This is a genomic window from Rhodococcus sp. 14C212 (assembly GCF_011058195.1).
Lineage (GTDB): Bacteria > Actinomycetota > Actinomycetes > Mycobacteriales > Mycobacteriaceae > Rhodococcus > Rhodococcus aetherivorans.
On sequence record NZ_JAALEH010000006.1, the window covers coordinates 133,775 to 154,522 of the forward strand.

Below are 20,748 nucleotides of genomic sequence, written 5' to 3' on the forward strand. Positions count from 1 at the left end.
GATGCCGGAGCCGCAGCTGCGGACGTGGACCCGCCCGGTGGACCGGGCGCCGCGAGGGGACGGGGTGATCCGGTGAGGGCCACCACGGTCAAGTTCCTCGCGTTCACGGTCGTGATGGTGCTGATCTTCGCGGCACTGGCGATCGTGTTCAGCCAGGTGCGGTTCACCGGCACGCAGACCTATCACGCGACGTTCACCGACGTGTCCGGACTGCAGGCCGGCGACAAGGTCCGCATCGCCGGGGTGCCCGTCGGGTCGGTCGACAGCGTCGACATCGGTCGCGGCAACCAGGCCGAGGTGTCCTTCGACGTCGACGCCGAGCACACGCTGCTGGCGAGCACCAAGGCCACGGTGCGGTACGAGAACCTCGTGGGCGACCGCTATCTCGAGCTGCTCGAGGGACCGGGGACCGGCGAGACGCTGCCGGCCGGCGGCACGATCCCGGTGGCGCAGACCGAACCCGCGCTCGACCTCGACCTGCTGCTCGGCGGATTCAAGCCGCTGTTGCAGGGCCTCGACCCGCAGCAGGTCAACGACCTGTCCGGGGCGCTGCTCCAGGTCTTCCAGGGGCAGGGCGGCACCCTGGTGTCGCTGCTGGGCAACACCAACTCGTTCACGAACTCCCTCGCCGACCGGGACCGGCTGATCGGCGACGTCATCGACAATCTCAACGCCGTCCTCGCCACCATCGACGAGAACGATCAGCAGTTCACCGAGACCGTCGACCGGTTGCAGACCCTGGTGAGCGGGCTCGCGCAGGACCGCGATCCGATCGGTACCGCCATCCCGCGGATCGCGGCCGGCACCGGGGATCTCGCGTCGCTGCTGCAGAACAACCGGCCGGACCTGCAGTCGGTGATCGCCGAGACCAACCGCACCATGACACAGCTCGACCTCGGGCGCGACGACATCAACCGGACGCTCGAGCGGCTGCCGAACGACTACAAGAAGCTCATCCGGGTGGGGGTGTACGGCAACTTCTTCCAATTCTTCCTGTGTGCCAACACGTTCAAGTTCTCGGGACCGGACGGGACCACCATCCGTTTCACATCGGCCGAGCAGACGACCGGAAGGTGCGCGAAGATCGAATGAGTCCGATCCGTGAACGCAATCCCGTGCAGGTCGGCATCGTCGGCCTGTCCGTCGCGGCCGCGACGGTGCTCGCCGGTCTGCAGTACGACCAGCTGCAGTTCCTCTCCGGCGGCCTGACCTACTCGGCGTACTTCGCCGACGCCGGCGGTCTCGTGCCCGGCGACTCCGTCACCCTCGCCGGCGTCGACGTCGGTGAGGTCACCGACGTCCGCCTCGACGACCGGCAGGTCCTCGTCGCCTTCACCGTCCGCGACGGCATTGCGCTCGGCGAGGACACCGGGGCCGACATCAAGACGAACACGGTGCTCGGCCGCAAGTCGCTCGCCGTGCAACCCTACGGTTCGGGGACCCTCGACCCGCGCGAGCCGATCCCGTCGTCGCGCACCGACTCCCCGTACTCGCTCACCGATGCCCTCGGCGACCTCACGACCACGGTGTCCGATCTCGACACCGAGCAGATCAACGACTCGCTCAACGCGCTGTCGGATTCGCTGCAGGACACCCCGCCCGAGTTGCGGGGGGCGCTCGAGGGCATGACCAGGCTGTCCCGGTCCATCAACGCGCGCGACGAGTCGCTCGAGGACCTGCTGGCCCGCGCCGAATCGGTGACCGGCATCCTCGCCGAGCGCAGCGACCGGATCAACGCGCTCGTGGTGGACGCCAACGCCCTCTTCGGGGAGCTGAGCCTGCGGCGCGACGCGATCACCGAGCTGATCGCGAACATCTCCGCGGTCTCGAGGCAGTTGTCCGCCCTGGTGCAGGAGAACCAGGCGCAGATGGCTCCCACCCTGGACAAGCTCAACGCGGTGACCGCCAATCTGCAGGCGAACAAGGAGAACATCGCCGGCGCCCTCGACGGGCTCGGACCGTACATCAGCGCGCTCGGCGAGTCCGTCGCGAGCGGCCCGTTCTTCAACGCGTACGTGTCGAACGTCCTGCCCGCGCCGTGGTGGAAGGCGTTGGTCGACAGCATGGTCGCCCCCGAACTGCTGCAGCAGGACCTGCAGGACATCATCCCGAAGGACCCGCCGTCGATCACGAAGGATGGCGAATGAGCACCGACGCTCCTGAAGCCCCGGAGGACCGGACCGGGAAGAACCGCCGTCTGCTGCTGCCGGTGATCGCCGGTGTCGCGGTGGTGGCCCTGGCCCTCGTCGCGTTCGCCGTGGTGCTGCCCGGCTGGGGGAAGCGCACGATCAACGCCGAATTCGTCTCCACGAGCGGCCTGTACGAGGGCGACGACGTGCGCGTGCTGGGCGTGAGCGTCGGCACGATCACCCGCATCGAGCCGGGCGACGACCTGGTGCGCGTGCAGATGCAGGTCGACGACTCCGTCGACGTCCCGGCCGATGCCAAGGCCGTGATCATCGCGCAGAGCCTCGTGTCCGCGCGCTTCGTCCAGCTGACCCCGGTGTACTCGGGCGGCCCGCAGCTCGCCGACGACGCGACGATCCCGGTCGAGCGCACCGCCTCGCCGGTCGAATGGGACCAGATCAAGACGGAACTGATGCGCCTGTCGGAGGCGCTGGGCCCCCAGGGCCTCGATCCCCAGGGCTCGCTCGGCCGCTTCATCGACACCGCCGCCGAGAACCTCGACGGCAACGGCCTGACCATCCGCGCCACACTGCGCGAACTGTCCGACACGATGCACACCCTGTCGGAAGGGCGCACCGACCTGTTCGGCACCGTCCGGAACCTGCAGGCGTTCGTGTCGGTCCTCTCGACCAGCAACGAGCAGATCGTGCAGCTCGGCGGCCGGCTGGCGTCGGTCTCGGACGTCCTGGCCCAGAGCTCGGACCAGCTCGGCACGTCGCTCGCGGACCTCGACCTCGCGGTCGGCGACGTGCAGCGGTTCGTGCAGGACAACCGGGCCGCGCTGACCGAGTCGGTGCAGCGCCTCGCCGACGCCACCGAGGTGCTCGCCCGCAAGCGGCCCGAGATCGAGCGGGTCCTGCATTCCGGACCGACGGCGCTGGCGAACTTCTACGACATCTACAAGCCCGCGCAGGGTTCGCTCACCGGTGCGCTGGCGATCAGTAATCTCGCCAACCCCGTCGAGTTCATGTGCGGGTCCGTGGCCGCCGCGGCGAACGCCACCTCCGACCGCAGCGCGGAACTGTGCCGCCAGCAGCTCGGACCGGTACTCCAGTCGCTGGCGATGAACTATCTGCCGGTCATGACCAACCCCATCGCCGCGGTGGAGGCGTTCCCCGGCCAGATCCAGTACACCGAGCCGGGTCTCGAGGCGGAAGCCGCGGCCGCGGGGCGGGGTACCGCACCCGCGGACGCCACGCCGCCGCCGGCCGGGCCGCTCTCGGACCTGCCCACCGTGACGGTTCCCCCCGACCTCGGGGCGCTGCTGCAGCCGGGAGGAGGACGATGAGCACCCGAATCCGGCACTCCCACCCGACGCGGCGCGGTGCCGTCGCCGCGATGCTGGTCGCGGCGGCGCTGACGTTGACCGGATGCGAGTGGGAGGGGCTGAACTCGCTTCCCCTCCCCGGCACCGCTGGGCACGGCGAGGACGCCTACCAGGTACGGATCCAGATGCCGAACGTGACCACCCTGACCCAGAACTCGCCGGTGCGGGTCGACGACGTCCAGGTCGGCAGCGTCACGAAGATCGAGGTCGAGGACTGGCACGCCCTCGTGACGGTGGCCCTCGACGGCGACGTCGACCTCCCGGCGAACGCCACCGCCAAGATCGGGCAGACCAGCCTGCTCGGCTCGCAGCACCTCGAACTGGCGTCGCCGGCGGACGAGCCGCCGCAGGGCCGGCTCGAGGACGGCGACCTGATCCCGCTCGAGCGGGCCGGGGCGTACCCGACCACCGAGCAGACGCTGTCGTCGCTGTCGGTGGTCCTCAACGGCGGTGGACTCGCACAGATCAACGACATCACCACCGAGCTGAACGCGGCGCTGAACGGACGGGAGGACTCGATCCGGAACCTGCTGCCGCGGCTGGACGAACTCGTCGGCACCCTCGACCGGCAGCGCGGCGACATCATCGCCGCGATGGAGGGCATCGATCGGCTCGCGTGGACGGTCGACGCGCAGAACGCCACCCTCGTCCGGGCGCTCGACGAGATGCCGGCCGCGCTGAACGTGCTGGTGGAGCAGCGACAGGACCTGACCACCGCGCTCACCTCGCTCGGCGAGATGAGCACCGTGGCCAGCCGGCTCGTCGAGAACAGCGGCGAGGACCTGCAGACCAACCTGCAGGCGCTGGCTCCGACACTGCGTGCGCTCGCCGACTCGGGCAACGCGCTGACCGAGGTGCTCGGCGTGCTCCTGACCTATCCGTTCCCGCAGGCCGGCATCGACCAGGTGATCCGGGGCGACTACGCGAACCTCGCCATGACCATCGACCTCACCCTCGAACGGCTGGACCTGAACTTCCTCACCGGCACCCCGCTCGCCGGGCGCCTCGCCGGCCCGGAGGGCATCCTCGGCCGGGACGCCGGGCTGGCGGCCCAGTCCGCGGACCCCTTCCAGGCCCCGCTCGAGCAGCCGGCCGCGCAACCCGCGCCCGGCCCGGCCGCGACCCTGTCGGTCCCCGGTCTGGGGGAGATCACCATTCCGGGGCTGCCCCCGCTGGGGGTGCCGGCACCATGATGCTGTCGAAGTTCGTCCGGATCCAGCTCGCGATCTTCGCGGTGCTCACGGTGGTCGGGTTGCTGGTGATGTCACTGCAGTACGTCAAGCTCCCGCAGCTGTTCGGCGTCGGCCGGTACACGGTGATCGTGGAGCTGCCCTCCACCGGCGGGCTCTACCCGCACGCCAACGTCACCTACCGCGGCAACACGGTCGGGGTGGTCGACAAGGTGCAGCTCTCGCCCACCGGGGTGGAGGCGGTCCTGTCGATCGACAGCGACCGCGCGATCCCCGCCGACGTCGACGCGGCGGTGCGCAGCGTGTCCGCCGTCGGCGAGCAGTACGTGGACTTCGTTCCCCCGCAAGATGGTTCGAGCGGGGAGTATCTGTCGGACGGCGACGTGATCCCGGCCGACCGGGCGTCGGTGCCGCAGGAGGTGGGCGAGCTCCTCGACCAGGCCGACGTCCTGCTCGCCAGCATCAGCGACACACGGCTGCGCACCGTCGTCGACGAGTCGTTCGACGCGTTCAACGGGTCGGGACCGGACCTGCAGCGGCTGATCGACTCGACCCGCCTGTTCGTGCAGGAGGCGAGCGCGGGCAGCGGGCAGACGAAGGCACTGCTCGATCAGCTCGGTCCGCTGCTCGACACCCAGGTCGTCACCAGCGACGCGATCCGCTCCTGGACCCGGGACATGCTGACGTTCACCGACGGGCTGCGGGCCGCCGACACCGACCTGCGGGCGGTGCTCGCGAAGGGGCCGGGCGCCGCGGCCGAGGCCGAACAGCTGCTGCAGGATCTGCGGCCGACGCTGCCGCTGCTGCTGGCCAACATGGTCAGCGTCGGGGAGGTGGGCGTGATCTACAACGCCGGCATCGAACAGATCCTGGTGCTGTACCCGCCGATGACCACGGCGCTGATCACCGCGGCCGGCAGCGGACCGGCCGAGGACGGCGCGGTCGTCGACTTCCACCTGCAGTTGCACGATCCGCCGCCGTGCCTGTCCGGCTTCCTGCCACCCGAACAGTGGCGCAGCCCTGCTGACACCACGATGGTGGACACCCCCGGCGCGGTGTACTGCAAGCTCCCGCAGTCGGATCCGAACGCCGTGCGCGGCGCGCGGAATCTGCCGTGCATGGAGTTCCCGGGCCGGCGCGCCCCCACGCCGGAGGCGTGCCGCAACGGGTACCAGCCCGAGTACCTCGACAACCCGTGGCGGGGCGCGCCGACGCCCGTGCAGTCGGAAAGCGACATGCCGGTGCCCGCCGCGCACGCGACCGGGCCGAGTGCGGCCGCACCCGCCGGGGTGACGGCGCGCGGCATCGACCCGGAGACGGGAACGTACATCGGTCCCGACGGTACGGTGTATCGCAACGTCGAGACCGGCCCCGAGACCAGTTTGGAGACGTACATGAAGGCGCAGCAAGGCTGATGGCGGACGAAGAGACCACCACGACATCGACGCCGCAGACCGGACCCGTCCGGCAGAGCCGGGTGCTCCCCGCGATCGCGGCCCTGATCGTCCTCGCCCTGGTGGGCGCCGGAGTGTGGCTGTGGCTCGACGCGACGGCCGACCGCGACCACGACGCCCGGCGGGCGGCGTACCTGCAGGCCGCGCGGCAGACCGTGCTGAATCTGACCACCATCCACCCGCAGAGCGCGGCCGAGGACGTACAGCGTCTGCTCGACGGGGCGACCGGGGACTTCAAGGCCGAATTCGAAGGACGCGAGGGACCTTTCGTCGACGTGGTGACCAAGGCGAACGTGGACACCACCGGCGAGGTGATCGAGGCCGGCATCCAGGCCGAGGACGGTGCCTGCATGTCCTCTCTGGTGGCCGCGCGGTCGATGGTGTCCAACGTGGAACAGACCGAACCCGAGCCCCGTGACTTCCGGCTGCGGGTGACGATCTGCGACGAGAACGGCCGGCTGCTGGCCTCGAAGGTGGATTTCGTGCCATGACCGAGAATTCGAAGAACGAGGCCGTGACCCTCGAGAAGGCCGACGACACCGCGGGCGTGGAGGGCACCACACCGCCCGGCTCCGAAAGCGGTACGCGGCGACTGCTGCTCGCGGCCCTCACCGCCGCGGCGATCGTGCTCGCCGGCCTGGTGGGGTTCGGCGTGTACGACAAGGTCGAGCGCGGCGGCGCCGAGGCGGCCCGGACCGAGGCCCTGCAGGCCGCCGAGGAGCAGGCCGTCGCGATGCTCGCGTACGACCACGCCACGGTCGACGAGCAGGTCGCCGCGGCCTCCGACGGGCTCACCGGCGACTTCCGGGACGAGTACACCAACCTGATGAAGAACGTCATCGCGCCCGGCGCGAAGGAGAAGTCGATCACCGTGCAGGTGAGCGTGCAGGCGTCGTCGGTCGTGTCGGCCGAGGCCGACCGGGCGGTGACCCTGCTCTTCCTCAACCAGATCACCACCAGCTCCGTCAATCCCGAGGCGGTCAGCAGCGGCAGCCGCGTCCGCGTCGAACTCGAGAAGCACGACGGCCGTTGGCTGGTGAGCCGCCTGACCCCGATCTGAGCCGGGCGGACGGTCAGCGGCCGGGCAGGCGCACCATGTGCACGAAGAACCGGTCGATGTGTCGCACGGTGGCGACGAACCGGTCGAAGTCCACCGACTTGGAGACGTAGGCGTTGGCCCGCAACCGGTAGCTGCGCACCACGTCCTCCTCGGCAGTGGACGTCGTCAGCACGACGACGGGGATGGACGCCAGGTCGGGATCGGCCTTCACCGCCTCGAGCACCTGCCACCCGTCGTACTTCGGCAGGTTCAGATCGAGCAGCACCAGCGCCGGCCGCGCGGCGCCGGCGTGGGCCCCGCGCCGGTACAGGAAGTCGAGAGCCTCCGCGCCGTCCCGGACCACGTGCAGCGTGCTACCGATCTCGTTGGCCTCGAACGATTCCCGGATGATCAGCTCGTCCCCGGCGTCGTCCTCGACGAGCAGCACGTCGAGGGACTCGGCGGGCGTGCGGTGTACCGGTGTCCCGGTCGCCGCCTCCTCGACGTTGCGCTCGGACGACGACCGGAAACCGTAGGCTTCGCGGTCCGGTGTGCTTGTCACTCGGGCTCGCCGACCTCCGCCGGCGCGATCAGCGCCGGACCGGCCGCGCCCTGATGCGCGAGTGCGTCGAGGAAGGAGCGCGCCCACCGGTCGACGTCGTGGGCGAGGACCTGCCGGCGCAGTGCCCGCATGTGCCGCCGACCGTCCTCGCGGGACTGGTTCAGCGCCGCCTCCATCTTGTCCTTGACGTCCTCGAGGTCGTGCGGGTTGCACAGGAACGCCTGGCGCAGTTCCGCTGCCGCCCCGGTGAATTCGCTCAGTACGAGGGCGCCGCCGAGGTCGCTGCGGCAGGCCACGTACTCCTTGGCGACGAGGTTCATGCCGTCGCGCAGCGGCGTCACCAGCATGACGTCGGCCGCGACGAAGAACGCGATCAGCTCGTCGCGCGGAATGGGCCGGTGGATGTAGTGCACCACGGGCCGGCCCACCTCGGCGTACTCGCCGTTGATCCGGCTGACCGTCTTCTCGATGGCGCCACGCATCTGCACGTACGACTCGACGCGTTCGCGGCTGGGGGTGGCCAGCTGCACCATCACCGTCTCGGCCGGATCCACCCGTCCCTCGGCGATCAGCTCGAGCAGCGCGTCGAGCCGGACGTCGATGCCCTTGGTGTAGTCGAGCCGGTCGACGCCGAGCATGATGTGCTTCGGGTTGCCGAGCTCCTTGCGGATCTGCTTGGCGCGGTCGCGGATCGACTTGCGGCGGGCCCGCTCGTCGAGCTGCCCGGAGTCGATGGAGATGGGGAACGCCCCGACGCGCACCGCCCGGAACCCGACCTGCACCACCCCGAGCTTCGAGCGCACGCCCACGGTGCCGCGCGAGGTCTGATGACCGGCCAGCCGGCGCGCGAGATACAGGAAGTTCTGGGCGCCGCCGGGCAGATGGAAGCCGATCAGATCGGCGCCGAGCAGGCCCTCGACGATCTCGGTCCGCCACGGCATCTGCATGAACAGCTCCACCGGGGGGAACGGAATGTGCAGGAAGAAACCGATGGTCAGATCCGGCCGCAGCATCCGCAGCATCTTCGGCACCAGCTGCAGCTGGTAGTCCTGCACCCACACCGTCGCGCCCTGCGCCGCCGCCTTCGCGGTCGCCTCCGCGAACCGGCGATTGACCTCGACGTAGGTGTTCCACCACTCCCGCCGGTACTCCGGCCGGACGATGACGTCGTGGTACAGCGGCCACAGCGTCGCATTGGAGAAGCCCTCGTAGTAGTCGGCGATCTCCTGCCCGCTCAGCGGCACCGGATGCAGCTCGAGGCCGTCCTCGACGATCGGGTCGAGCTCCGCGTCGGCGACACCGGCCCAGCCGACCCACGCTCCGCGGTTGTTGCGCAGGATCGGCTCGAGCGCGGTGACGAGGCCACCCGGGCTGCGCTTCCATCGGGTCGAGCCGTCCGGAAGACGCTCGAGGTCGACGGGCAGGCGGTTCGCGACGACCACGAAGTCCGAACCACCCACGTGCATCGACTCCTCACCTGCAGCCACGTGGTGCTCCTCTGTCCTTGTCCGCCGGTATCCGCTCAGTCCGTCTTCGGGTTCGGTCCGATGCCGAGCATGGACAGCAGCATGCGGCATTCGTCCGCATCCTCCGCGTATGCAGCGACGACACGCTGCGCCTGACGGGCCGTCTCGTCCGCGACGGGTTCGAGTTCCTCGTCGGGGATGTCGTTCTCGGTGGTGGCGTCCGCGGCCATGGTGGTTCCTCCCGGGCTGGCTGCTCCGTTCGAGCAGGTCATTCGTAGTGCGACTCTATGAGAACCGGCGACTCCGACGCCACCCGCGCTCCAAGTTAGGGTTGGCTCACTTCTCGGGGTGGCGACGTGGAACGGAGAGTTTCGTGTGGTGGAACACATGAGCGGTGACGGTGACCGCCGGATCGGCGACGGGAAGAAGCCGGGTCTGCGACTGTTGCGGCGCACGATCGCGGACCAGCGGGCCGCCCTGGCGGTCGGCACCCCACTCGTCTCGCTGCACCAGGTGATGGAGACCCTCGTGCCCGTTGCGATCGGGGTGATCATCGACGGACCGGTCACCGACGGCAACGTCCCGGCGCTGGTCGTCGCCCTCGCGGGTCTGGCCGCGTTGTTCGTCGTGCTCACCTACTCGTGGCGTTTCGGTGCGCGCCGGCTCGTCACGGCGATCGAGGCCGAGTCGCACCGGCTGCGGCTCGCGGTGGCGCGCCGGATCCTCGATCCGCGCGGGGTGCGCACCTCCCTGCGCACCGGGGAACTCCTGGCGGTGGCGACCACCGACACCGGGCGGGCCGCGCAGATCCTGCACGTGGTGCCCGCCACCGCCGCGGCGCTCACCGCGGTGTCCGGGGCCGCGGTGGCGCTGCTGCTCGTCGACGTTCCCCTCGGTCTGCTGGTGCTGCTGGGCACGCCCGCGATCCTCGTCGCGCTCGACCGGGCCACCCCCCTGCTGACCCGGCGCATCACCGCACAGCAGGAGGCGGTGGCGCGGGCGTCGGGCCTGGCGACGGACCTCGTCACGGGGCTGCGGCCGCTCCGCGGCCTCGGTGCCGAGCCGGCGGCCACCCGCCGTTACCGGGAGGCCAGCGCGGACGCGCTCGCCTCGACCCTGCGCGCGACCCGCGCCGCCGGCGTCTACACCGGCACCTCGGCGGCGGTGAGCGCGCTGCTGTCCGTCGCGGTCGCGGGCGTCGCGGGCTGGGCCGCGCTCGCCGGCCGGATCTCGGTCGGCGAGCTCATCACCGTCGTGGGCCTGGCCCAGTTCGTCGTCGAACCTCTCGGGACGCTCGCCGCCCTGCCGTCGTCGTGGGCGGCGTCCCGCGCCTCCGCGGACCGGCTGTCGCTGGTGCTGCACGCGCCGTCGCTGCTGCCGGCCGGAACCGGGACACCCTCGGACGGCCGCCTCGAGCTGCGCGGACTCGGCTACCGGTCGCTGCGCGGGATGGATTTGACCGTCGCGCCGGGGGAACTGCTCGGTGTCCTCGCCTACCGGCCGCAGGACGCGGAGGCCCTCGCCGACGTGCTGTCCGGGCAGGTGCCGCCGGAGGACGTCCGCGGCGAACTGACTGTCGGGGGAGTGCCGCTCGGCGCGCTCGACCCCGTCGCCGCCCGCCGGACCGTCCTCGCCGAACCGCACCACAGCGACCTGTTCGCCGGAACACTCGCCGACAACATCACGGCGGGCATGCGTGACCCGTCCGGTGGCGTACCCCCGGAGGTGCTCGGAGCGTCCGCCGCCGGGCAGGTCGCCGAGACCCACCCCGACGGCCTCGACCGGCAGATCGTCGACCGCGGCAGCAGCCTGTCCGGCGGGCAGCGCCAGCGGGTGGCGCTCGCGCGGGCGCTGGCGCGGCGCGCCCCGGTGCTGGTGCTGCACGAGCCGACCACCGCCGTCGACGCCGTCACCGAGCAGGCCGTCGCGGAGGGGATCGCACGCGTGCGGCGCGACGGAGACGGACACGCGACCGTCGTCATCACCTCGAGCCCGGCGCTGCTCGCCGTCGCGGACCGCGTGGTCGTGGTCGACGACGGCCGGATCGTCGCCGCCGGCACCCACGCCGAACTGGCCGCCACCCACCCCACCTACCGAACGGCGGTGCTGCGATGACGGCGCACGAGTCCGAGCTGTTGCCGATCGCCTCCGCCGGCCGGTCGTGGCGCTGGCTGGGGGCGCAGCTGCGCACCGCCCCGGGCCGGGTCGTGCTCACCGTGGCGGTGTCCGTCGGGGCCGCGGTCGCCGCCGTGGTGCCGGTGCGCGTCCTCGGCGTCCTCGTCGACCGGGTGCGCGACCAGGCGCCGATGTCCACGATCGTGTGGGTCGTCGCGCTGATCGCAGCCGCGGCGGTCGTCGGCGGGGTGCTCGACGGTGCCGGCCTGCACCTCGTTGCGCGCCTGGGTGAGACGGTGCTGGCCCGGTTGCGCGAGACGGTCCTGGCGCGGGTGCTGCGCCTGCCCACCGACACCGTCGAACGCGCCGGGCACGGCGACGTCCTCTCCCGTGTCGGCGACGACGTCGCGGTGCTGGCGAAGGCGCTGGTCTCGGTGGTACCGCAGTTGGTGGCGGCGCTGATGCTGGTCGCCGTCAGCGTCGCGGCCATGGTCGGGATCGACTGGCGGCTCGGTCTCGCCGGGCTCGTCGCGCTGCCGATGTATGCGCTCGCCCTGCGCTGGTACCTGCCCCGGTCGGCGCCGCTGTACGCGGCGGAGCGGGTGGCGATGGGGGAACGGTCGCAGGCACTCGTCAGCAGCATGCACGGGGTGCGCACGGTCCGCGCCTACGGGCTCGACCCGGCCCACCTGTCCGGCATCGACGCCGCGTCGGGCCGCGCCCGCGACCTCACCGTCGGCGTGTTCGGCCTGTTCACCCGGTTCGCGGGCCGCGCCAACCGGGCCGAATTCGTCGGTCTCTCGGCGCTTCTCGTCGCCGGGTTCGTGCTGGTGCGGGCGGATGCGGTGACCGTCGGCGAGGCCACCGCGGCGGCGCTGTTGTTCCACCGCCTGTTCTCGCCGCTCGGGCTCCTGCTGTTCACCTTCGACGACGTCCAGTCCGCGGGCGCCAGCCTGGCCCGGCTCGTGGGCGTCGCAGAGCTCCCGCCGGCAGGGCCGCCGGAGTGCGACGCGCACGACCCGCGTGACGGTCCGCCGGCGCTGGAACTGGCCGGGGTGCGGCACCGATACCGGCACGGGCCGGAGGTCCTGCACGGCGTGGACCTGAAGGTCGCGCCGGGGGAGACGGTGGCCCTGGTCGGCTCGACCGGCGCCGGGAAGTCGACGGTCGCCGCCGCCGCGGCCGGCGTCGTCACGCCCACCTCGGGGGAGGTCCGTATCGGCGGCCGGTCGCTCGGCGACCTCGGAGCGCGGCTGCGCCGCAGTGTCGTGATCGTCAGCCAGGAGGTGCACGTGTTCGCCGGGCCACTGCTCGACGACGTGCGGCTGGCCAGGCCCGGCGCCACCGCGGACGAGGTGGGAGCGGCCCTCGACGCGGTCGGGGCCGGCGAGTGGGTCCGCGCGCTCGGCGACGGCCTGCACACGGTCGTCGGCGAGGGCGGACACCCCCTGACCGCGGCCCAGGCCCAGCAGCTCGCGCTGGCGCGGGTGCTGATCGCCGATCCGCCGGTGGTGGTGCTCGACGAGGCGACCGCGGAGGCCGGCAGCGCGGGCGCACGGGCCCTCGAAGCGGCCGCGGCCGTCGTGACGCGGGGACGCACTGCGCTGGTCGTGGCGCATCGGCTGACGCAGGCCGCGGCGGCGGACCGGGTCGTCGTGCTCGAGGCGGGCCGGGTCGTCGAGGAGGGACCGCACGCGGCGCTCGTCGCCGCCGGAGGCCGCTATGCCCGGCTCTGGCGGGCCTGGCAGGCCGGCGCCTGAGCTGTGCTGCCAGGGTCGCGACCTGCGGTGCAGGGTAGTGTGGATCGGTCCGTTGTGCCCGTGCGGCCGTACGGCCGCACCCGTGCCACCCACCACAGGAAGGTCTTCATGCCCATCGCGACCATCAACGGCATCCCGCTGAACTACCAGGTCAAGGGGACCGGCGACCTCGTCGTGCTGATCATGGGGACGGGCAGCCCCGGCCGGGTCTGGGACCTGCACCAGGTCCCCGCGCTGGTCCAGGCCGGCTACCGCGTTGCCACCTTCGACAACCGCGGCATCGCGCCGTCGGGGGAGAGCCTCGGCGGCATGACCATCGACGACCTGGTGGCCGACACCGCCGGACTGATCGAGCTGCTCGGCGGTCCCGCGTACGTCGTGGGCACCTCGATGGGCGCGCGTGTCGCGCAGGAGCTGACGCTGGCGCGCCCGGACCTGGTGCGCAAGGCGGTGTTCCTGGCCGGGCACGCGCGCATGGACCAGTTCCAGCTCACCCTCACCGAGGGCGAGCGGCAGCTGTACGACAGCCGGGTCGAGCTGCCCCCGAAGTACCGGGCGGCGGTCACGGCCGTGATGAACCTGTCGCCGGCGTCGCTGGCGGACCCGCACACCGCGCGGGACTGGCTCGACGTGTTCGAGTTCACCGGCGGCAAGACGTCGCCGGGCGTGCGGGCGCAGCTGGGAATGGACCGCGAGTTCGACCGTCGCGCGGCCTACCGGGCGGTGCGCGTGCCGTGCCTGGCCGTCGGTTTCGCCGACGACCGGATGATCCCGGCGTACCTGTCGCGGGAGGTCGCCGACGCGATACCCGGCGCGAGCTACCAGGAGATCCCGGACGCCGGGCACTACGGCTACCTGGAGCAGCCGGAGGCCGTGAACAAGGTGCTGCTGGAGTTCCTGGGGAGCTGAACCTCGCCGAGACCCAGACCGAGACCGAGACCGAGACCGGGATTGCGGCCCGTGGCGTGTCGGGGTTTCACTCGCCGCCACGGCATTCCGCCGCGTGACCGCTTCGTGGGCGGTGGCGGACTCGTGAACCGGTGACACGGGTTCGGTGTCACCGGTTCACGGGTGAACGAGGTGATCGTGTCACCTCGGTTCCGGCGGGACGGCTGCCGGGAGGGCGGGGTGCCGGACTCGGCGTTCCGCTTCGGTGGTGCCGCCCCAGACGCCGTACCTCTGCCGGCTGTCGAGTGCATAAGCACGGCACGGGATTCGGACCGGGCAGGTGTGGCAGATCTGTTTCGCGGTGCGTTCCCGTCGTAGGCGGGCACCGCGTGGCTCGTCGTCCGGGCCGAAGAACACGGACGGCTCGACGAACCGGCAGTCGGCGCGGGCGGTCCAGTCCTCCCGCTCGTCGCGGGAGGGCACGGCGAGTTCCGCGGAGGCGCGGGCGGACGGTGTGCTCATGGTCGTCGGTGGGGTGCGAGTCGATACCGCACTGTCGTGCAGTGCACGGTCTCCCTGCCGAGTGCGCGGTGAGGAGGTGCGGGGCCGTGTCTGTCCGGGCGCAGCTCCTGGCGGTCAGTGCATGTGGCTGCCGCCGTTGATGTCGACGGTGGTGCCGGTGAGGTATGCGGCGTCCTCGGAGGAGAGGAACGTGATGACCGAGGCCACTTCGCGGGTGCCGGCGGTGCGGCCGAGCGGGATGTCGCGGCAGATGGCGGCTTCCTGCTCGGGGGTGCTGCCCACCCGGATGCCGGTGTCGACCGCTCCGGGGGTGACGGCGTTGACGGTCACTCCGGTGTCACCGAGTTCGCGGGCGAGGGACTTGGTGAAGCCGAGGACGGCGGCCTTGGCGGAGGAGTAGGGGACCTTGCCGAAGACGCCGCCGCCGCGCTGGGCGGAGACGGACGACATGTTGACGATCCGGCCCCAGCCGTTGTCGATCATCGCCGGCAGGAAGGCGCGGGTCACCAGGTAGGTGCCGGTGGCGTTGACGGCCATGACCTTGTTCCACAGTTCGAGGGTGGTGTCGAGGAACGGCACCGGTGAGGTGATGCCCGCGATGTTGGCGAGGGCCCCGACGGGCGGGAGGGTTCCTGCGGCGACTTCGGCGGCGACAGCGTCGTGCGCACGCTGGACGGAGGCCTCGTCGGCGACGTCGATTTCGTGGCCGAACGCCGGGACGGAGTAGTCGCTGCCGATCTCCGCGGCGATCTTGGCGGACTTTTCACCGTCCAGATCGAGGACGACGACGGCCCAGCCGTCTTCGGCGTAGCGGCGGGCGGTGGCGATGCCGATGCCGCGCTCGGAGGTGGCGCCGGTGACGACGGCGGTGCGCTGGGTGGAAGACATGGGTTTCTCCTCGAGGGCTGTTGATGGCTGGGTCAGGGAATGAGGGGGGAGATGAGGCGGGCCGCCTGCGCGGTGCCGGCGGGGCGCTCCGCGTCGGTGATGTCGCGGGTTTCGAGTTCGAGGCTGAAATGGCCCGCGTATCCGAAGGCGGTGAGGGCGTCGATGCCGGCGGCGAAATCGGCGGTGCCGTTGCCGATGCCGAGATTGATGTTCCCCGGGACGGCGTCGCGCAGGTGCACATGGGTGATGCGATGGCCGAACAGGCCGACGAAGCCGACCGGGTCGCCGCCGGAAGCGATGATGTGGCTGAAGTCCATCACGATCCCGATCTCGGGGGACAGTCTGGCGGTCAGCTGCGCGGCACGTGCGGTGTCGCAGCACAACCGGTACACGTGCAACGACTCGGTCCACAGGGCCACGCCGAACGTGCGGGCCGCGGCGGCTGCCCATTCCAATTGGGCGGCAACAGCATCGAGGTCCTCGTCCAGTGACCGGACCGGGGTGTGGTCGAGGGCTCCGCACGGCAGGACCAGTGCCCGGGCCCCGACACCGGCGGTGAGGGTGAGCAGCCGATCGAGGTGACGTCTCCGCTCGTCGCGCTGTGCGGGGGTCAGGGGCAGGTTGAGGTCGCCGATGTCGCCGTTGACGCTGCGCACGTGCAGGCCCGACGCGGCCACCTCCTTGGTCACCTGTTCGACGCCGGCGGCGTCGAGTCCGAAGGGAACGTGGTCGCACACTCCCGGCAGGGCTCCGAGATCGATCTCGGCGAACCCGAGCTCGGCGATGGTGGAGAGCGCGTCGCTCAGCGCGAGGTGACGGAAGCTGATCGACGAGCAGCCGAGCCGGTCGTGGACCACGAGAACTCCTTCGAGGAAGCGGGGGTGACGGGGACCACGGTAGAACTATTCACTGTCAACAGTCAACGGTCGAAGATTGACGGTTGACAGGGGCTGGTGGTGGCGGTCACACTCGGTGCACACTGTTGACAGTCGACATCCACTGCCCGATCCCCCACCGGTCCTCCCGGTTCGAAGAGGAGATGTTCATGAGCACCGATGCTCTCCGGATGCGCGGTCCCGTCCACGGCACGAAAGACGCGAAACGCGTCGCGATCGGCTCCTCGGTAGGGGCGGTCATCGAGACCTACGACTTCATCGGCTTCGGCACCGCCGCTGCCCTGTATTTCGGTACCGCCTTCTTTCCCAGCGGCGATCCGGTCATCGGTACCCTCGCCGCCTTCGCCACCCTCGGTGTCGGATTCGCGGCCAGGCCCCTCGGCGGCATCCTCGGCGGACACCTCGGGGACAGGATCGGGCGCAAGCCCGTCCTGGTCGCCTCCCTCATCGTCATGGGCCTGGCCACGTTCGCGATCGGCCTGCTACCGACCTATACCCAGGTCGGACTCGTCGCCCCGGCCCTGCTGGTGACGGTGCGGATCGTCCAGGGTCTGGCCTTCGGCGCCGAGTGGGGCGGGGCGATCCTGATGAGCTACGAACACGCCCCATGGAAGGCCAAGGGCCGCTACACCGGCATCGTCCAGGCCGGCTTCCCGGTCGGACTGCTGCTGGCGAATCTCGTCTTTCTCTTCAGCGTGCACCTCGACGGTGACTGGGCGTGGCGCGTGCCGTTCCTCGCCAGCATCGTCCTGGTGGCCGTGGGCCTGATCATCCGGTCCAAGGTGCCCGAGTCGCCGGTCTTCGAAGACGTCAAGGACAGCGGCGAGATCGCCGCCTCACCGGTACTCGAGTCGATCAAGAAGGACTGGCGCGACATCCTGCGCGGCATCGGGCTGCGGGTCGCCGAAACCGCCGGCTACGCGGTCTCGATCACCTACATGATCTCCTACCTGCACACCAACGACCTGGCCGGAAAATCCGAAACGCTCCTGGCGCTGTGCGTCGCCTCCGCGATCGGCATCGTCGCCACCTTCGCCTGGGCCGCCCTGACGGACCGCATCGGGCGGCGCCCGGTGTACCTGGGCGTGTGCGCCTTCGCCACCCTCTTCGGTGTGCCGATGTTCCTGCTGGTCAACACCGGCCTGTTCGTCCTGATCGTCGCCACGATCGTCATCGCCTACGCGGTGTGCCAGAACGCCCTCGCCGGCGCCCAGGGGGCCTGGTTCCCCGAACTGTTCCAGGCGGCGCGGCGTGCCTCGGGCGCCTCCCTGGCCTACCAGATCTCGGCCATGGTCTCCGGCTTCACCCCGTTCGTCACCACCCTGCTCTACGTCTCTCTCGGCTGGGTCGGCCCGGCCCTGCTGTTCAGTGCCTTCGGGCTGATCGGCTTGATCACCGCCCTGCTCACCCGGGAGACCTGGGGCACGGCCGAACGCCGACTCGCCGACGAGGCCACCCGCTCAGAAGAACACGCCTCCGGCCCCGGCGGCGCAACGCTGCGCCGTCAGGCCGGGACGGCATCGAGCACCAAGGAAAAGGAACTGCTGTGACCACCACTGCGCACGCCGGCGCCGGCCATCGTGACCGCCGCCTCGCCGCCGTCGACGAGTTCGCCTACCGTCTCAGGCACAATGTGCTCGACATGGGCCAGGAACAGGGCCAGGGCTACGTCGGACAGGCCCTCGGCGCGGCCGACATCCTGGCCACCGTCTACGCGGAGCACCTCCGGTTCCGTGCCGACGACCCGGACTGGGCCGGCCGCGACCGGTTCCTGCTCTCGACCGGCCACTACGCCATCGGCCTGTACGCAGCGCTCGCGGAGGCCGGGATCGTTCCCCGCGACGAACTGCTGACGTACGGCTCGGACGATTCCCGCCTCCCGATGTCGGGTATGTCGACCTACACCCCCGGCATGGAGATCTCCGGAGGCTCGCTCGGGCACGGTCTCCCCATCGCCGTGGGAATGGCCCTGGGTCTGCGCCACCAGGACTCGCAGGCACGGGTGTTCAACTTCCTGTCCGACGGTGAGCTCGACGAAGGCTCGACCTGGGAAGCGGCGATGAGCGCGCACCACCACCAGCTCGGCAATCTGATCGCGATGGTCGACATCAACGCCCTGCAGGCCGACGGCGCGACCGCCGGGGTGCTGAGCACCGAACCCGTGCACGACAAGTGGACCGCCTGCGGCTGGCGCACCTACCGCGTCGACGGCAACGACACCGGCGCCCTGCTCGGCGCCTTCGACGAGGCCGCGGCCGGTGCCGCCGTGCGCGGCGCGCCGGCGGTCGTCCTGTGCGACACGCGAGTCGGCAAGGGCGTGCCGTTGCTGGAGACCAGGGAAAAGGCCCACTTCATGCGCATCGACGAGCACGAATGGCAGATCTGCCGCGACCAGTTGACCGCCGGATACGACCTCGAGGATGCTCGATGACCACCACCGCCCCCAAGCTCAAGACGTCGGCGATGATCGCCTCCTTCGTCGACCCCGGCCAGAAGACGACCGCCGCGCCGTTCGGCCACGCACTGGTCGCGGCGGCCCGGGAGAACGACAAGATCGTCGGACTGTCCGCGGATCTGGCCAAGTACACCGACATGCACATCTTCGCCGAAGCGTTCCCGGACCGCTTCTTCCAGATGGGCATGGCCGAGCAGCTGCTGCTCGGCGCGGCCGCCGGAATGGCCGAAACCGGACTGGTGCCGTTCGCCTCGACCTACTCGGTGTTCGCCGCCCGTCGGGCCTACGACTTCCTGTGCCTGGACATCGCCGAACCGAACCTCAACGTCAACATCATCGGCGGCCTGCCCGGCCTGACCACCGGCTACGGCCCGAGCCACCAGGCCACCGAGGACATCGCGATCTTCCGGGGCATGCCCAACCTGACGATCGTCGACCCGTGCGACTCGGTCGACATCGAGCAGGCGGTCCCACAGCTGGCCGCCTGCGAGGGGCCGACCTATCTGCGGTTGCTGCGCGGCAAGGTCGCCACCGTCCTCGACGAGTACGACTACACCTTCGAGCTCGGCAAGGCCAAGGTGCTGCGCGACGGCAACGACGTCGTCTTCGTCGCCAGCGGCCTGATGACCATGCGGGCACTGCAGGCGGCGCAGGAGCTGTCCCGGCACAACGTCGATGTCGCCGTGATCCACACCCCGACGATCAAACCGTTCGACGCCGCCACCGTGCTCGCCGAGATCGACACGGACCGCCTCGTGGTCACCCTCGAGAATCACACGGTCGTCGGAGGGCTGTTCGAAACGGTGGCCGCTGCCGCCGTCGGGGCGGGCCTGGGCCGGAAGATCACCCCGATCGCGCTGCCCGACCGCTTCCTCGACGCCGGTGCCCTGCCGACGCTGCACGATCGTTACGGCCTGAGCACCGACCGCATCGTCGCCCGCGTCCTGGACGAGCTGAGCTGACGCAGTGTGGACGGGCCCGCGCCGCCACCGGCGCGGGCCCGTATCATTGTCGACAGACTGCTGTCGACAGTCGCCCGCTGACACCGCCTGGAGGCATCAATGGCCGCACAACCTGCCGCGCTGCTCGGACTGGAGAAGACCAGTTTGCGCCAGCAGGCCGTCGCGGCTCTGCGCAGCGCGATCACCAGCGGCGCCCTCGCCCCCAGCAGCCCGCTCGTCGAGACCGAGCTGTCCGAGATGCTCCAGATCAGCCGCGGCACCTTGCGCGAGGCCATGCGCCAGCTCCAGCAGGAAGGCCTGATCTCCGCCGGCGCCCGGGGCCGGCTCTACGTCCGCCACCTCGACGCCAAGGAGATCCGCGACATCTTCGCCGTCCGCGCGGCCCTCGAAGCCCTCGCGGTCCGGGAGCTCGCCGAGCTTCCCGACCGCTCGACCGTGGTCCCGGCCCTGCGCGAGGCGCTCGACATCATGGCGCGTGCCGAGCACGATCTCGATGCGCGCATCGAGGCGGATCTGAACTTCCACCGCATCCTCTGCCGTCTGACCGGCAACGAGACGCTGATGCACTCGTGGCAGTCCCTCGAAGGGTCGATCCGCATGTCCATCATGTTCGCCGGGCTGGAAAAGGCTGTCGGCAACATGGACGTCGGGCGGCACAGCGCCATCGTCGACGCCATCGAAACCGGCGACTCCGACGAAGCGGCCGCCACCGTGCGTTCCCACATGAAATGGGCCGCAACGAATCTCGTGTCGTAAAGCGCCGGACACGCGTTCGGACGGAGGCGATCGTGTCGCCTCCGCCCGAACGTGACGGTCCTCGACGGATGCTCGAGGTCGCGGGTCCTACGCCTTGGGGACGCGGACGATGAGGGCGTCGCCCTGGCCGCCGCCGCCGCACAGCGCCGCGGCGCCGACGCCGCCGCCGCGGCGGGCCAGTTCGAGCGCCAGGTGCAGCACGATCCGGGCCCCGGACATCCCCAGCGGGTGGCCCAGCGCGATCGCGCCGCCGTTGACGTTGATCCGGGCCGGGTCGATCC

Annotated in this window: 20 protein-coding genes and 1 pseudogene; 14 read left to right on the plus strand and 7 right to left on the minus strand. The window is 70.8% G+C overall.

Annotated features, from left to right (window positions below):
* The first annotated feature begins 72 nt into the window (after nt 1-72).
* The 7 genes from G6038_RS05220 to G6038_RS05250 are packed head-to-tail and all read left to right on the plus strand — an operon-like array spanning nt 73 to nt 7,218.
* A complete protein-coding gene (locus G6038_RS05220) occupies nt 73-1,092 on the plus strand; it encodes an MCE family protein (protein WP_006937869.1) in 1,020 nt (339 codons plus the stop codon).
* Nucleotides 1,089-2,147: an MCE family protein gene (locus G6038_RS05225; protein ID WP_165036264.1), complete on the plus strand. Its 1,059-nt coding sequence runs from the start codon at nt 1,089-1,091 to the stop codon at nt 2,145-2,147. Before G6038_RS05220 ends, G6038_RS05225 begins: the two co-directional genes overlap by 4 nt.
* A complete protein-coding gene (locus tag G6038_RS05230) occupies nt 2,144-3,475 on the plus strand; it encodes an MCE family protein (protein ID WP_165036265.1) in 1,332 nt (443 codons plus the stop codon). The genes G6038_RS05225 and G6038_RS05230 overlap by 4 nt, the downstream gene beginning before the upstream one ends.
* Complete coding sequence (locus tag G6038_RS05235; protein WP_165036266.1) at nt 3,472-4,707, plus strand: MCE family protein; 1,236 nt, start codon at nt 3,472-3,474, stop codon at nt 4,705-4,707. Before G6038_RS05230 ends, G6038_RS05235 begins: the two co-directional genes overlap by 4 nt.
* Complete coding sequence (locus G6038_RS05240; protein ID WP_165036267.1) at nt 4,704-6,119, plus strand: MlaD family protein; 1,416 nt, start codon at nt 4,704-4,706, stop codon at nt 6,117-6,119. The genes G6038_RS05235 and G6038_RS05240 overlap by 4 nt, the downstream gene beginning before the upstream one ends.
* Complete coding sequence (locus tag G6038_RS05245; protein WP_165036269.1) at nt 6,119-6,649, plus strand: hypothetical protein; 531 nt, start codon at nt 6,119-6,121, stop codon at nt 6,647-6,649. The genes G6038_RS05240 and G6038_RS05245 overlap by 1 nt, the downstream gene beginning before the upstream one ends.
* Complete coding sequence (locus tag G6038_RS05250; protein WP_165036271.1) at nt 6,646-7,218, plus strand: twin-arginine translocation pathway signal; 573 nt, start codon at nt 6,646-6,648, stop codon at nt 7,216-7,218. Before G6038_RS05245 ends, G6038_RS05250 begins: the two co-directional genes overlap by 4 nt.
* Before the next feature lie 13 nt (nt 7,219-7,231).
* Here G6038_RS05250 and G6038_RS05255 read toward each other — a convergent pair whose 3' ends face one another.
* Genes G6038_RS05255 through G6038_RS05265 form a run of 3 tightly spaced genes read right to left on the minus strand, consistent with a single transcriptional unit; the run spans nt 7,232 to nt 9,455 of the window.
* Nucleotides 7,232-7,759 (minus strand): response regulator, encoded by a 528-nt coding sequence (locus tag G6038_RS05255; protein ID WP_346772745.1) that lies wholly within the window; start codon nt 7,757-7,759, stop codon nt 7,232-7,234.
* Nucleotides 7,756-9,225: a trehalose-6-phosphate synthase gene (locus tag G6038_RS05260; protein WP_165036314.1), complete on the minus strand. Its 1,470-nt coding sequence runs from the start codon at nt 9,223-9,225 to the stop codon at nt 7,756-7,758. The genes G6038_RS05255 and G6038_RS05260 overlap by 4 nt, the downstream gene beginning before the upstream one ends.
* Before the next feature lie 56 nt (nt 9,226-9,281).
* Entirely contained in the window at nt 9,282-9,455 is a 174-nt protein-coding gene (locus G6038_RS05265; protein WP_006937887.1) for a hypothetical protein, read from the minus strand.
* Nucleotides 9,456-9,612: 157 nt separating this feature from the next.
* Between G6038_RS05265 and G6038_RS05270 the strand changes: the two genes are divergently transcribed.
* From G6038_RS05270 to G6038_RS05280, 3 genes are all read left to right on the plus strand, one after another.
* Nucleotides 9,613-11,340 carry an ABC transporter ATP-binding protein gene (locus tag G6038_RS05270; protein ID WP_206024293.1) on the plus strand — a complete coding sequence of 576 codons (1,728 nt, stop codon included), beginning with the start codon at nt 9,613-9,615 and terminating at the stop codon, nt 11,338-11,340.
* Entirely contained in the window at nt 11,337-13,100 is a 1,764-nt protein-coding gene (locus G6038_RS05275; protein WP_165036275.1) for an ABC transporter ATP-binding protein, read from the plus strand. The genes G6038_RS05270 and G6038_RS05275 overlap by 4 nt, the downstream gene beginning before the upstream one ends.
* 108 nt (nt 13,101-13,208) lie before the next feature.
* Nucleotides 13,209-14,009 (plus strand): alpha/beta hydrolase, encoded by an 801-nt coding sequence (locus G6038_RS05280; RefSeq protein WP_165036277.1) that lies wholly within the window; start codon nt 13,209-13,211, stop codon nt 14,007-14,009.
* Nucleotides 14,010-14,189: 180 nt separating this feature from the next.
* On the opposite strand, the gene G6038_RS05285 is transcribed toward G6038_RS05280, so the two are convergent.
* The 3 genes from G6038_RS05285 to G6038_RS05295 all read right to left on the minus strand — a co-directional run bounded on the left by G6038_RS05285 (nt 14,190) and on the right by G6038_RS05295 (nt 16,255).
* Nucleotides 14,190-14,510: a WhiB family transcriptional regulator gene (locus G6038_RS05285; RefSeq protein WP_165036279.1), complete on the minus strand. Its 321-nt coding sequence runs from the start codon at nt 14,508-14,510 to the stop codon at nt 14,190-14,192.
* 114 nt (nt 14,511-14,624) lie between these two features.
* Nucleotides 14,625-15,398, minus strand: a complete 774-nt coding sequence (locus tag G6038_RS05290; protein ID WP_165036280.1) for an SDR family NAD(P)-dependent oxidoreductase — start codon at nt 15,396-15,398, stop codon at nt 14,625-14,627.
* A 32-nt stretch (nt 15,399-15,430) separates the two neighbouring features.
* Nucleotides 15,431-16,255, minus strand: coding sequence for a sugar phosphate isomerase/epimerase (locus G6038_RS05295; RefSeq protein WP_165036282.1), 825 nt, complete (start codon nt 16,253-16,255; stop codon nt 15,431-15,433).
* 188 nt (nt 16,256-16,443) lie between these two features.
* On the opposite strand from G6038_RS05295, the gene G6038_RS05300 reads away from it, so the two are divergent.
* The 4 genes from G6038_RS05300 (at nt 16,444) to G6038_RS05315 (ending at nt 20,467) form a co-directional block, all read left to right on the plus strand.
* Entirely contained in the window at nt 16,444-17,844 is a 1,401-nt protein-coding gene (locus G6038_RS05300) for an MFS transporter (RefSeq protein ID WP_165036284.1), read from the plus strand.
* Nucleotides 17,841-18,725 (plus strand): transketolase, encoded by an 885-nt coding sequence (locus tag G6038_RS05305; RefSeq protein ID WP_165036285.1) that lies wholly within the window; start codon nt 17,841-17,843, stop codon nt 18,723-18,725. The genes G6038_RS05300 and G6038_RS05305 overlap by 4 nt, the downstream gene beginning before the upstream one ends.
* The gene (locus G6038_RS05310; RefSeq protein ID WP_165036287.1) at nt 18,722-19,711 is read left to right on the plus strand and encodes a transketolase C-terminal domain-containing protein; all 990 of its coding nucleotides are present in this window, start codon (nt 18,722-18,724) and stop codon (nt 19,709-19,711) included. The genes G6038_RS05305 and G6038_RS05310 overlap by 4 nt, the downstream gene beginning before the upstream one ends.
* Nucleotides 19,712-19,810: 99 nt before the next feature.
* On the plus strand, nt 19,811-20,467 hold the full coding sequence (locus G6038_RS05315) for a GntR family transcriptional regulator (protein WP_165036288.1): 657 nt from the start codon (nt 19,811-19,813) through the stop codon (nt 20,465-20,467).
* Nucleotides 20,468-20,554: 87 nt separating this feature from the next.
* Here the strand turns inward: G6038_RS05315 and G6038_RS05320 are convergent.
* Nucleotides 20,555-20,748: pseudogene (locus G6038_RS05320) on the minus strand (acetyl-CoA C-acyltransferase); the annotation flags it as partial.